The organism is Ochrobactrum sp. A-1, from assembly GCF_022488005.1.
Lineage (GTDB): Bacteria > Pseudomonadota > Alphaproteobacteria > Rhizobiales > Rhizobiaceae > Brucella.
Genome location: NZ_JAKVQC010000004.1, coordinates 1,296,711 through 1,309,733, shown reverse-complemented (window position 1 = coordinate 1,309,733; position 13,023 = coordinate 1,296,711). Strand labels below are relative to the sequence as shown.

Below are 13,023 nucleotides of genomic sequence, written 5' to 3'. Positions count from 1 at the left end.
AAGAATTGCGAAACGGGCTGTGTTGAAATTCCGTTTGAACGGCCTGCATTCATTTTATTCAGCAGATTGGAACTGTCTTGAGCGCTTATCAAAAGACAATTGGTCGTGCGGTCACGCTTTCAGGCGTCGGCGTTCATGGCGGGGCCCCGGCTTCGGCGACGTTTTTCCCAGCCGATGCCGATACGGGTATCGTGTTTCAGCGCTCGGACCTGAAGGGCAAGGCACCGGAAGTGCGCGCTCATGTTTCTCAGATTGGTGCCACTGACCTCTGCACGTCGCTCGGACCGAAAGAATCCAAGATCGACACGGTTGAGCACCTGATGGCTGCGGTCGCTGCGCTGGGCATTGATAACCTTGTCGTTGAAATTGACGGTCCTGAAGTTCCTATTCTCGACGGTACTTCTGCTCGTTTCATCGAAGCTTTCGATGAGGCGGGTATTGTCACGCAGGAAGCGAAACGCCGCTTTATCCGTATTCTGAAAACGGTCCGCGTTGAAGCCGGTGGCTCCTGGGGGGAATTCCGTCCCTTTGCCGGTACAAGGTTTGAGGTCGAGATCGACTTCGAGTGCCCGCTGATCGGCCGACAGAAATTTGCCGACGATGTGGACGAAGCGACCTTCCGCAAGGAGCTTTCCACCGCGCGCACTTTCGGTTTCATGAAGGATGTGGAGCGCCTCTGGGCTTCCGGCCATGCGCTTGGCTCGTCGCTCGACAATTCGCTTGTCATTGGTGACGACAATTCTGTCATCAATCCGGGCGGTCTGCGTTTCAGGGATGAGTTCGTCCGTCATAAGACGCTTGATGCCGTCGGCGATCTGGCACTAGCCGGTCTGCCGTTTCTCGGTTGCTTCCGTTCCTATCGCAGCGGCCACCGGCTGAATGCAGAAACGGTCAAGGCGCTGCTGTCGGACAAGACGGCATTCGATATTGTCGAGGCATCCGGTGTTCGCCAGAATTCCAGAGCATCCGATTTCGTTGCCGTGAAGCCGAATATCGCGGCTCCATGGGCGCTTTAATATCAGCAAAGAAATGAGTGTGCATCGGCGCATGGCCTTAATTGAGCCGTGTTCGCCGGTTCACCTCGCAATTGAGTCGATGCGCCGTTCTGCGGTGGATTGATCGGGGGGGCATCTACCCATACGGGTAGCCAATACCGGGGACAATTCACACTGGTTACGCGTTTCGATATGCCGTCCCGCGGATTTCAGACCACTAGACGATTGCCGATTTCGCCTGCATGTGGTTTATGGACGGCCAAAACGGCGTCAGCTATGTTTGTACATTCGCTGAAGCTGAATGATTTGTATGGATGGAGCAGCCGTGCAGTGCTAGAAGCACGCAACTCCAAACAGGAATGACGCTGCCAAAAGGCCGGAGACCGCATGACGAGTTTCAAATTCAAGGGTGTGACGAAAACCGCGCTGCTGACTGGCGCTATCGCCGTTCTTATCCCGCTCGCCGGTTGTGCCAGCAAGGACGACGACATCGATCTCACCAAGTATGTCGAGACGATCGATCCTGCCGACAAAACCTACAATGAAGGTCTCGCCAATCTGGATGCAGGTCGCCTTGATGAAGCTGCGAAGAAGTTCGCCGCCGTCGACCGCCAGCATCCCTATACGGAATGGGCACGCAAGTCGCTCGTGATGGCTGCCTTTACCAACTACCGCAAGGGCAATTACGAAGAAGCGATCTCGATGGCGAAGCGTTACAATACGCTTTACCCGACTTCGCCTGAATCAGCCTATGCCTATTACATCATCGGTCTTTCCTACTTCCGCCAGATTCCGGACGTGACCCGCGATCAGGCTGCAAGCCGTCGCGCAATCGCTGCGATGCAGGAGGTGGTCGATCGTTTCCCGGATTCCGAATATACGGATGATGCCAAGGCCAAGATCCGCTTCGCCCGCGACCAGCTCGCAGGCAAGGAAATGCAGGTTGGCCGCTACTATCTGGAACGCAAGGAATATCTTGCCTCTATCAAGCGCTTCCGTGGCGTTGTGGAGGAATATTCCAACACCCGTCAGGTGGAAGAAGCGCTCGCTCGTCTCGTCGAAGCCTACTATGCGCTTGGCCTGACGTCTGAAGCCCAGATGGCAGCTTCGGTTCTCGGCAAGAACTATCCGGATAGCCCGTGGTATAAGGACAGCTACAAGCTTCTGCAGAGTGGTGGTCTTGAACCACGCGAAAACGGCAATTCGTGGCTGGCCAAGGCTTCGTCGCTCATCACCGGCGGCGGCTCATAAGCTGATTCTCACATGCTGTCGCACCTGTCGATCCGCGATATTGTTCTGATTGAAAGGCTCGACATCGAGTTCAAGACAGGCTTGTCCGTGCTTACCGGTGAAACCGGGGCGGGCAAGTCTATTTTGCTTGATTCGCTTTCGCTGGCGCTTGGCGCACGTGGCGACGCTTCGTTGGTGCGTCACGGTGCCGATCAGGGGCAGGTGACAGCGGTGTTCGATGTGCCGGGCGCGCATCCGGCCCGGACTTTTCTGCGTGATAACGGTTTCGACGATGATGGTGACATCATCCTGCGTCGCCTGCAGATGGGCGATGGTCGCACGCGCGTCTTCATCAATGATCAGGCGGCAAGCGTCGCGCTTCTTCGCGATCTTGGGCGCAGGCTGGTGGAAATCCACGGCCAGCATGACGACCGCGCGCTGATCGATACCGATCTTCACCGCACATTGTTGGATGCTTTTGGTGGTCTCGAGCCAGAGGTGGCAGTGGTTCGCGAGCGTCACAAGGCCTGGCGCGATGCGGAAACCGCACTTGCCAAGCATCGCGCCCGCGTCGAGCAGGCCGAGCGTGAAGGTGACTACCTGCGCTCTTCGGTTGAAGAACTGACCAAGCTTGATCCGCAACCCGGCGAGGAAGAAGAGCTCGCCGAGCGCCGCGCGATCATGATGAAATCCGAAAAGATCGCCGGTGACGTGAACGAAGCTGGCGAGTTGCTGTCGGGGCAGGGATCACCTGTACCGACGCTGGCGAGCCTCGTGCGCCGTCTGGAGCGCAAGATTCCGGAAGCGCCGCATCTGCTGGAGCCGGTTTGCAAGGCAATCGATGAGGCGCTCAACAGTTTGGCTCTCGCTCAGGACGGTATAGATCACGCCATGCGCGAGATCGATTTCGATCCGCGTGTGCTGGAACAGGTCGAGGAGCGGCTTTTTGCTCTGCGCGCTGCGGCGCGCAAGTATTCTGTCGCGGTGGAGGGATTGCCTGCGCTGCGTGACAAAATGGATGCTGATCTTGCCGATCTGGACGCTGGAGCGGAAAAGCTTAACCAGCTTGAAGGTCAGGCAACCGAAATGCGGGCGGCCTATGACACGGCGGCGGCCAAGCTTTCCGGTTTGCGCAAGGAGACGGCGGAGCATCTAAAGGCCGCCGTAATGGCCGAATTGCCTGCACTGAAGCTGGAGCGCGCAGAATTCATCGTTGAAATGACGACTGATGCGCAAGCGCGGGCTGCGGAAGGCATCGATACGGTTGAATACTGGGTGCGCACCAATCCCGGCACGCGGGCCGGGCCGATGATGAAGGTCGCTTCGGGTGGCGAGCTTTCGCGTTTCCTGTTGGCGCTGAAGGTGGCGCTTGCGGATCGCGGTTCTGCTCCGACGCTCGTATTCGATGAAATCGATACCGGCGTGGGCGGTGCGGTGGCGGATGCCATCGGGCAGCGCCTTGCACGGCTTTCCGGTCGTGTACAGGTTCTTTCGGTCACGCATGCGCCGCAGGTGGCAGCGCGTGCCTCCACACATTTCCTGATTGCCAAGTCGGCGACCAATGAAGATCGTATGTCTACCTCGATCCGATCCATCGGGGTCGATGAGCGGCAGGAAGAGATTGCCCGTATGCTGGCCGGTGCCAGCATCACCGACGAAGCGCGTGCAGCAGCGGAACGGTTGCTGGCCGAGAATTGAGCAGTTCCAGCAAAAGTGCGAAGCGGTTTGGCGTCGGATATGGGGTACCAACAAAGAAATAGCGCGCTCGTCTCCTGACAGAACGTTGTCAGTGTGACCACATGTTCGTAACCGTGCGCGGCTGTATGCGTAGCCGTATTTCTTGGTTATGTTGAGCAAAATTGAATCAGCAGGTTTTGCTTCGCTTATGACCGATACTCCCGTCGAAAAACTGACCGAGCCTGAAGCCGTTTCTGAACTGGAACGGCTGGCGCGCGAAATTGCTCATCATGATGAGCTTTATCATGCCAATGACCGGCCAGAGATTTCCGATGCCGAGTATGACGCGCTGAAGCGGCGTAACGATGCGATAGAAGTGCGCTTCCCGCATCTGGTGCGGGCGGATAGCCCATCCTTGCGGGTTGGTACTGCGCCGGTTTCGAAATTCGCGCAGGTTGTTCACGCACGCCCGATGCTTTCGCTCGGCAATGCGTTTTCGGACGAGGACGTCCGCGATTTCGTGGGCAGTGTCTATCGCTTCCTCGGGCATCTGCCGGATAATTCCATCGCATTTACTGCTGAACCGAAGATTGACGGACTTTCCATGTCGATCCGTTACGAGAATGGAATTCTGGTTAGCGGTGCGACGCGCGGGGACGGCACGACCGGCGAGAATGTGACGGCGAATATCCGCACTATTGCTGAAATTCCGAACCGGCTTCCGGCGGGTGCGCCTTCCGTCGTGGAAGTGCGCGGCGAGGTCTATATGGCCAAGAGCGATTTCCTCGCGCTCAACGAGCAGATGGCAGCAGAAGGCAAGCAGACTTATGTGAACCCGCGCAACACGGCAGCAGGTTCGCTCCGCCAGCTCGACGCCAAGGTGACAGCGAGCCGCAAGCTGAAATTCTTTGCCTATGCCTGGGGTGAGATGTCGGACATGCCTGCCGATACGCAGACGGGCATGGTCGAGATTTTCGGCGAATGGGGTTTCCCGGTCAATCCGCTGACGAAGCGGCTTCACGGTGCAGACGAATTGCTCGCGCATTACCGTGCCATCGGTCTTGAGCGCGCCGAACTCGATTATGACATTGATGGTGTCGTTTATAAGGTTGATCGGCTCGATCTGCAGACACGGCTTGGTTTCCGCTCGCGCAGCCCGCGATGGGCCATTGCGCACAAGTTTCCGGCAGAACAGGCTACGACGATCTTGCGCGGTATCGACATTCAGGTCGGGCGCACCGGCGCGTTGACGCCAGTGGCGCGACTGGAGCCGATCACTGTCGGCGGTGTGGTCGTGACCAATGCGACGCTGCATAACGAGGACTATATCAAGGGTGTCGGCCTTAAGGGTGAGCGTATTCGCGCAGACGAACATGACATTCGCGTCGGCGATACGGTCATCGTGCAGCGTGCAGGCGATGTCATTCCCCAGATTGTCGATGTTGTGTTGGAGAAGCGCCCGGCTGATGCTGTGCCTTTCCAATTCCCGCATGAATGCCCGGTCTGTGGTAGCCATGCGGTCCGCGAAGAGGGGGAGGCGGTTTATCGCTGCACCGGCGGTCTGACCTGCGCTGCACAGGCAGTTGAGCGCATTCGCCATTTCGTATCGCGCAATGCGTTCGATATTGAAGGTCTTGGTGAAAAACAGGTCGAGTTTTTCTTCCATGCCGAAGATGACAGCCTGAAGATCAAATCGCCTGCGGATATTTTCACGCTTCAAAAACGACAAGCCGAATCGCCTCTGAAGAAACTCGAGAACATCGAAGGCTTCGGCGTGACTTCCGTGAAGAAGCTTTACGATGCGATCAATGACCGGCGCGAGATTGCCCTGCATCGTTTTCTGTTCGGCCTTGGCATCCGTCACGTTGGCGAGGTGAATGCCAAGCGTTTTGCGCGGGCCTATCTGTCTTATGCGGCTTTTGAAAAAGCTGCTCTGGAGGCTGTACCGCCGAAAGAAGGCGACCGCACCGATAAGGGTAATGAATCCTGGCAGGAACTGATTGCGGTTGAGGGCATCGGTTCCATCGTTGCTGAAGCTGTCGTGGATTTTTATGCGGAGCCACATAACCGCGAAGTGCTGGCCGCTCTTCTCGCCGAAGTAACGCCGCTTGATGAGGAAGCGCGCGTTGCCACCGGTTCGCCGGTTGAAGGCAAGACGGTGGTATTTACCGGCAGTCTGGAACGTATGTCACGCGATGAGGCAAAGGCCATGGCCGAGCGCTACGGGGCAAAGACAGCCGGATCGGTGTCGAAAAAGACCGATCTCGTGGTGGCCGGACCGGGAGCGGGTTCCAAACTCGCCAAGGCGTCGGAGCTTGGCATCGAAGTCATCGATGAAGACGCCTGGTTCACATTGGTCGGAGAAGAATAATGGCCCCGTTCAGTGGATTCGGTGAGAAAGCGATCCCGTTTCTGAAAGCTCTGGATTTTCACCAGAAACGCGAATGGTTCGTTGAGAACAAGGATCTTTTCGAGCAGCAATTGAAGGAGCCGCTTGGCGATCTTGTGGACGAACTGACAGGTCGTTTCGAAAAGGCCGGTCTGCCGTTCAAGGGCGACCGAGTGAAATCGCAGTTCCGCATCAAACGCGATACGCGGTTTTCCAAGGACAAGGCACCCTATAACCGCCACCTGTCTGCACTGCTGTCGCAATCGGGCACGAAATGGGACGAAAGCGGGTGCTTCTATGTCTGCATCGGCCTGCCGGGTGTCCGCGATTGCTACGCTTGTGTTGCGTGGTGGGGCCCGAAAAAAGAACTGCTTCTGGCCATACGCACTTCTATTGCCGAGAAGCCGGAAGAATTCCGCGGCATGGTCGCGAAACTCAAGAAAAACGGTTTGAAAATCAGCGACTACGACCGGCTGAAACGCACGCCGCGTGGTTTTGAGGCCGTGACCGATGATGATTTGCTGGAAGCAATTCGCAATCGGCATTTTTCGGTGCGGATAGAAATCGACCCTGAAACGATTACCCGCGCTGATCTGGCAGATCGTCTTGTCGACTTCACTGAACGGGCTCGCCCGCTTGTGGACTGGATGCACAAAATCGAAAAGACCATTCCGCAACAATCATGATCGTTCATGAATGCATCAGCCGGATTTATGAGTGATGCGCAAATGCGGCATTCCTGTTTAATAGTATGATTTTTTGGGAAATCATATTCCAACGGGCCGCAGAATTTCCTAACTACTCTTCATTCGGAGGAGTGAATATTCGTGGACCAGACTTTTCGGCCCGTAAGGGCTTCAGCGCGCGCCGATATTATTGACGGTGTCCGGCGCGGACTTCCGCTTGTCGTTGCCGGAGCGCCCTTTGGCTTGCTGTTCGGCGCACTTGCAGTCGATAACGGATTGTCGCTTGCCGAAGCGGTGTTCATGAGCTCCATCATCTATGCCGGGGCCAGCCAGATGGTCGGGCTTGATCTTTTCGGCCAGAACATCGCGCCGTGGATGATCGTCATGTCGATCTTCGCCGTCAATTTCCGGCACGTGCTCTATTCGGCGACCACGGGTCGGCGCATCCGTCACTTCAAGCCATGGCAGAAGGCGCTGGCCTTTTTCGTACTGGTGGACATCCAGTATGCGGAAGTTGAACAACGAGCCGAAGCCGGTAAGCCGGTCACCTTCGTCTGGTATATGGCCATCGGGCTCACATTCTATCTGACCTGGGTTCTCGAAGCGCTGATTGGCGGGCTGTTCGGCAATCTGATCACGAATCCCTATGCCTTCGGCATCGACTTTTTGTTGCCGATCTATTTTCTCGGCATGGTGATGAGTTTCCGCCATCGGCAGAACTGGTTGCCGGTTGTCATCGTCAGTGCGATTTCAGCCGTGGCGGCCTACAAGTTCGTGGGATCTCCGTGGCATGTTTCGCTGGGTGCACTCGGCGGCATTGTACTTGCGGCGATTATTGCCAAGCCACGCGAAGGGGAGGCGTAAATGTCCACCACGATCTGGATCATTCTTGCCGGTGCGCTCTGCACCTATCTCACCCGCATCGGCGGACATCTGGTGCTGTCACGCTTCAGCCATGTGCATTATAGGGTGGAAGCGGCGCTCAACGCCGTGCCTGCGGCCGTTTTGACGGCCATTGTGGCCGCACCTGCATCAGATCACGGCTGGCGGGAACTGCTCGTCCTCGCGGTCTGTATCGTGCTTTCGTTGCGGCTCAGCATGATGACCATGTTTTTTGCAGGCGTAGCGCTTTTGATCGCGCTACGCCATTTCACCGTGTGAAATAGAGATCAAAGCGGTGCAGTTGCCGCTTCGAGCCATTTGCGTTCAGCGTCCTTGAGATGGGCTGAAAGCTTTTCGCGCACGCTGGCATGGTAACGGTTCAGCCAGTCGATTTCCTCCTGCGTGAAAAGTGACTTGTCGATCAGGCGCCGGTCTATAGGGCAGAACGTCAGTGTCTCGAAGCCCATCATCGGAATGTCGCCGCCTTCAGGGATTTCCGGTTCGGTGACGATGATGAGATTTTCGATGCGGATGCCGAATGAGCCTGGCTTGTAATAGCCAGGTTCATTGGAAAGGATCATGCCCGGCAGCAGTTCCTGTGCGCCCTTTTTCGAAATGCTCTGCGGGCCCTCATGCACCGACAGGTAGGAGCCGACGCCGTGGCCGGTTCCGTGCGCATAGTCGAAACCGTGCTTCCATAGTGCGATACGCGCCAGAACGTCGATATCCTGCCCGCGTGTGCCTTTCGGGAAGCGAGCCGTCGTGATCGCAATCACACCTTTTAATACGAGCGTGAATGCCTTGATCGTCTCTGGCGTTACCTTGCCGATGGGGACGGTGCGTGTGATGTCGGTGGTGCCGTCGCGATATTGTGCGCCGGAATCGACCAGATAAAGCTCGCCATCTTCAAGCGTTCTGTTGGTGTCGGTATTGACGCGATAATGGATGATAGCGCCGTTTGGCCCCGCACCGGAGATCGTGTCGAAGGATATATCTTCCAGCGGCATCTGGAAGTCGCGCCCAGCTTCTGCGCGCGATTCTTCCAGCTTCTGCGCCGCGCTGATTTCATCGATTGTGCCGGGCTTCTGGGCGTCGACCCATGATAGGAAATTGACCATCGCCACGCCGTCGCGCTCATGGGCAGCTCGTGAGCCGTCAAGCTCGGCCTTGTTCTTGATTGCGCGTGGAATACGGGCAGGGTCTTTGCCTTCGATTACGCTGCCACCTGCGCTGGTGACAATGAGGCGAAGTTTTTCTGCCGCGAGGATCGGGTCGAGAAGAATAGCTTCTCCCTTGGCCGCGAGAGCGCTGAGGTGCCCCTCCAGATCGCTCGGTGCCGAGAGCTTGGCGAGTTGGGTCAGATAGGCGCGCGGTTCGATGGCGAGCTTGCGTTCATCGATGAAAAGCTCTGGTTCACCCTTTGCAGGAATGATGGCAAAGCTCAATGGAAGCGGCGTGTTGGACACGTCCTTGCCGCGAATATTGAACACCCATGCGACTGATGACGGGTCGGTCAGGACGGTAGCACGAGCGCTGCTTGCGGCAACTGCTGCCTGCATTTCCTTGATCTTGTCTTCCGCTTCATGTCCTGCGAAACGGGCCGGTTGAATAGTGACTTCCGCCGTCGGCACTTCAGGCTGGTCGTCCCATACGGCGTCGACAAGATTGATTTCGACCGGAACGAGCTGACCGCCCTGAGCCTCCAGTGCTTCACGTAAACTGCGGGCTTCGGAAATGGTATGGAGCCAAGGATCGAAGCCGATATGCAGGCCCTTGCCGTTGTCTGCCAGCCAGGAAGCTGGCGGATTTGTAACGAGGCTTTCATAGGAGAAGACCTTTGGGTCGGTCTGGGCGCGAACCTGCAGCTCATAACGTCCATCGACGAAAATAAAGGCACTGTTCTTGAGGATGAGCGCGGCACCGGCCGATCCGGTGAAACCGGTCAGCCATGCGAGGCGCTGCGCACGGGGCGGAACATATTCGCCCTGATGCTCGTCCGCGCGAGGAACCAGAAAACCGTCGAGGCCCAATTCGGCCATTTTCGCGCGCAGCTTCGCAACGCGCGGGCTGCCATTGGCCGGGTTTGTGGTGACGTCGAAACTCTGAAAAGCCATAGGTGTAACTCGCTCAAAACAGGAATACGCCGTGATTTATACGGCCTGTTACTTCAGATGAATTGCCACCCAGCCTTCGCGATGAAGCGTCTTTTGATGGGTGAGTCCCTGTGCCTGATAGGCAGCGAGCACCGCATCGTGCTGGCTGTCAAGTATTCCGGACAGAATGATGGAACCGCCGGATGCCATATGTTCCTTGAGGGATGGCGCGAGCTCGATCAGGGGATTGGCGAGAATGTTGGCGACGATCAGGTCGAATGGCGAATAGGAGCGGAAGATCGGATGACCGAAGCCTTCTGCCGTTGCCGTAACGATATGTTCTGCCACGCCGTTCTTGGCGGCATTTTCAGCGGCGACCGTAACGGCGATAGGGTCGATGTCGGTAGCCAGTACCGGAATGGGAGCCAGCTTGGCGATGGCGATGGCAAGAACAGCGCTGCCGGTGCCAAGGTCGAGCGCATTGGTCGGGTGTTCGCTGTTGACGGTTTCCTCGATCAGTTCAAGGCATCCGGCGGTCGTACCATGGTGACCGGTGCCGAAGGCAAGACCAGCATCAATCTCGATAGGGATGTCGCCTGCTTCGATCTTGTCGCGGTCGTGCGAGCCATGGACAAAGAAATGTCCGGCTCTGACAGGCTTCAGACCTTCCAGCGAATGTGTGACCCAGTCGATATCAGGGAGTTCCTCGACGGCGAAAAGACCCGGCCCTACCAAGGCATCGATCCGCCTGGCTACATCTTCGGCATCGTCCTCGACATAGACCGACACTTCGAAAATCTGCCGGTCTTCATCGATCTCGGTGATAGCGATTGGGAAACCGTCTTCCTCGAAAGACTGTTCGAGAGTGTTGTAGACGCGCTCGGCTTCCGCCTTATCCGCCGAAAAGAAAAGTCGTGACTGGGCCATGAAGTAAAAAGCTCTCTATCTTTGACGCATTTCCGAAGGAAATGCTTCGGAGCCTCTACTTAGAGCATTTCCTGCAAAAGTGCGAAGCGGTTTTGCGTTGGATAATGCGTAAAACCAAACAGCGGGGGCGGGTTCACGCTTCCACTTTTCACAAGAACCGCGCTAGCCGTTCGCAGCGCCTTTGGCCAGATTCTTCAACTTTTCTAGAGCTGTATCCGGGTTTTCCTGATAGGCGATGGTGCTGCGGAAGCGACCGCCCTTGTCGAGCAGAAATACCGACGCCGTATGATCCATCGTATATTCGCCGTCTTCGCCCGGAACTTTCTTGGCGTAGACGTGGTAGGATTTGACTACATCAGCAATATTCTCCGGCGTGCCCGTGATTCCGATGATGCGGTCGGAAACATTGCTCACATAGGTCTTCATGACTTCCTGCGTATCGCGCTCCGGATCGACAGTGATAAAATAAGCCTTGATGTCGCTGGCTTCGGGTCCAAGCTGCTTCAGCCAGCCATCCAGTTCATAAAGCGTCGTAGGACAAACGTCCGGGCAATGGGTGAAACCGAAGAAAATGGCTGCTGGCGCGGCGCGCAGGTCCTTCTCGGTGAAAGGCGTGCCGTCCATAGTCACGAGGTTGAGCGGACCACCGAACGGTTCTTTTGCTGCCTGCTTGTCGCGGAAAAGGTTGAAACCTGCAGCGCCGACAATGACGACGATGAAGGCAATGATGAAGATGGGCAGAAATTTTTTCATGTCCAGTCAGCCTTGAATTTCGCAACGCGCCTTGCTGCGCTGCTCAACAACCTATCTTTTCTTTATGCGCTGCAGAACGGTCGATATAGCCGCATCCTGCCATCACGAAGAGCGTGTCGGTAATGTACTGCCATCTGCTCAATTTTCAATAATTTCTGAAATTTTTGACGATTTGTCGCGCGGTGAAAATGGCTCCTCATAGCTTGTGGAGCCAGAGTCGTTCAGACATGACCAAAGTTGAACAGCTTCTCCATTCTTTCTTTTTGCAAGGTCAGCTAAACTGATATATTTCCGTCATAAAACCGCAATTTCTTGTGAGTGACATAGTGGAAATCGATTATATCATTGCCTGGGTCGATGGGCAGGACCCGGCGCATATGGCTGCCAGAAAACAGTTCGCTCCCGATTCCGCTCGCACGCATTTTGAAGCCGTAACCAGCGAACGCTATCTCGATAATGGCGAGATTTATTACAACATCGCTTCCGTCATCAAATTCGCGCCGTTCATCAAGCGTATTTTCATCATCACCGATCATCAGAAGCCACGGTTCCTCGATGCGTTCAAGCAGGAGAGCAAGTGCGACGCGTCCTTTATCCAGATCGTGTCACATGATGACATTTTTAAAGGTCTGCCCGCTGCCCGTCCTTCGTTCAACGCCCGTGCTATCGAAGGCGCGATGTGGCGGATACCGGGCCTGTCGGAACATTTCATCTATTCCAACGACGATTTCTTCGTGAATGCTCCGCTGACAATTTCCGATCTTTATGAGAACGAACGTCCTGTTCTCCATGGTGACTGGGTAAGACCCGAAAACACCCGCTGGAAATACAAGCTGCGCCGATTGCTCGGCAAGGTATCGCGATACGAATATACGTTTCCGAAATTCCGCATGGCGCAATGGAAGGGCGCCGTTGCCGCTGGCACGAAGGATCGCTTTATGTCGATCCATCATCACCCCCATCCGCTGCGGCGCAGCACGCTGGCGACTTTCTTCGCGGAGAAGCCCGACGTTCTGAATAAGCAGGTCAGTTTCCGATATCGCGATATCGAACAGTTCAATACCGTTGCTCTCGCCAATCATCTGGAGATCTTGCGGCACAAAGCCTCCGTTCGCCCGGCAAGAGAACTGGCTTATCTGGATTTCGTCCAGGAGAAGCATTGGGCGGAAGAACTGCAAGCAATCGAAACGGGATCAGCACCCTTCGGCTGTGTGCAGGGGTTTGAGCGTTTCGATCCCGCGTTCCGTGCCAAAATTCACCAGACCCTCATTGCGAAGTTTGACGATGTTCTGCCGAATGTTATCAAGGATTATCTTTCCGGCGAGGAAGATAGTGCGCAGGAAGCGGCTTAGGCAGTTCGTTCCAGAGCTGACTGTGCTGCAGGGAAGCTT

11 protein-coding genes are annotated in these 13,023 nt (G+C 56.1%); 8 read left to right on the top strand and 3 right to left on the bottom strand.

The annotated features are described in order from the left end of the window. The first annotated feature begins 77 nt into the window (after positions 1 to 77). The 7 genes from lpxC to MKS82_RS15825 all read left to right on the top strand — a co-directional run bounded on the left by lpxC (position 78) and on the right by MKS82_RS15825 (position 8,138). A complete protein-coding gene (gene lpxC / locus MKS82_RS15855) occupies positions 78 to 1,016 on the top strand; it encodes a UDP-3-O-acyl-N-acetylglucosamine deacetylase (protein ID WP_151557280.1) in 939 nt (312 codons plus the stop codon). Positions 1,017 to 1,382: 366 nt separating this feature from the next. Continuing rightward, complete coding sequence (locus tag MKS82_RS15850; protein ID WP_010659737.1) at positions 1,383 to 2,246, top strand: outer membrane protein assembly factor BamD; 864 nt, start codon at positions 1,383 to 1,385, stop codon at positions 2,244 to 2,246. 12 nt (positions 2,247 to 2,258) lie between these two features. Continuing rightward, on the top strand, positions 2,259 to 3,923 hold the full coding sequence (gene recN / locus MKS82_RS15845) for a DNA repair protein RecN (protein WP_109989049.1): 1,665 nt from the start codon (positions 2,259 to 2,261) through the stop codon (positions 3,921 to 3,923). Between the two features lie 187 nt (positions 3,924 to 4,110). Further along, positions 4,111 to 6,273, top strand: a complete 2,163-nt coding sequence (ligA, locus tag MKS82_RS15840; protein ID WP_109989114.1) for an NAD-dependent DNA ligase LigA — start codon at positions 4,111 to 4,113, stop codon at positions 6,271 to 6,273. Continuing rightward, positions 6,273 to 6,977 carry a DUF2461 domain-containing protein gene (locus MKS82_RS15835; protein ID WP_109989050.1) on the top strand — a complete coding sequence of 235 codons (705 nt, stop codon included), beginning with the start codon at positions 6,273 to 6,275 and terminating at the stop codon, positions 6,975 to 6,977. Before ligA ends, MKS82_RS15835 begins: the two co-directional genes overlap by 1 nt. Before the next feature lie 141 nt (positions 6,978 to 7,118). Then, the gene (locus MKS82_RS15830) at positions 7,119 to 7,841 is read left to right on the top strand and encodes an AzlC family ABC transporter permease (protein WP_061346016.1); all 723 of its coding nucleotides are present in this window, start codon (positions 7,119 to 7,121) and stop codon (positions 7,839 to 7,841) included. Further along, positions 7,842 to 8,138: an AzlD family protein gene (locus MKS82_RS15825; RefSeq protein WP_061346017.1), complete on the top strand. Its 297-nt coding sequence runs from the start codon at positions 7,842 to 7,844 to the stop codon at positions 8,136 to 8,138. Positions 8,139 to 8,146: 8 nt separating this feature from the next. On the opposite strand, the gene MKS82_RS15820 is transcribed toward MKS82_RS15825, so the two are convergent. The 3 genes from MKS82_RS15820 to MKS82_RS15810 form a co-directional block, all read right to left on the bottom strand. Then, positions 8,147 to 9,973 (bottom strand): aminopeptidase P family protein, encoded by a 1,827-nt coding sequence (locus MKS82_RS15820; protein WP_109989051.1) that lies wholly within the window; start codon positions 9,971 to 9,973, stop codon positions 8,147 to 8,149. Positions 9,974 to 10,021: 48 nt separating this feature from the next. Next, entirely contained in the window at positions 10,022 to 10,879 is an 858-nt protein-coding gene (locus MKS82_RS15815) for a 50S ribosomal protein L11 methyltransferase (RefSeq protein ID WP_109989052.1), read from the bottom strand. Positions 10,880 to 11,041: 162 nt separating this feature from the next. Next, complete coding sequence (locus tag MKS82_RS15810; RefSeq protein ID WP_109989053.1) at positions 11,042 to 11,632, bottom strand: SCO family protein; 591 nt, start codon at positions 11,630 to 11,632, stop codon at positions 11,042 to 11,044. Between the two features lie 314 nt (positions 11,633 to 11,946). Between MKS82_RS15810 and MKS82_RS15805 the strand changes: the two genes are divergently transcribed. Then, a complete protein-coding gene (locus tag MKS82_RS15805; protein WP_240579001.1) occupies positions 11,947 to 12,984 on the top strand; it encodes a hypothetical protein in 1,038 nt (345 codons plus the stop codon). Positions 12,985 to 13,023: the final 39 nt, after the last annotated feature.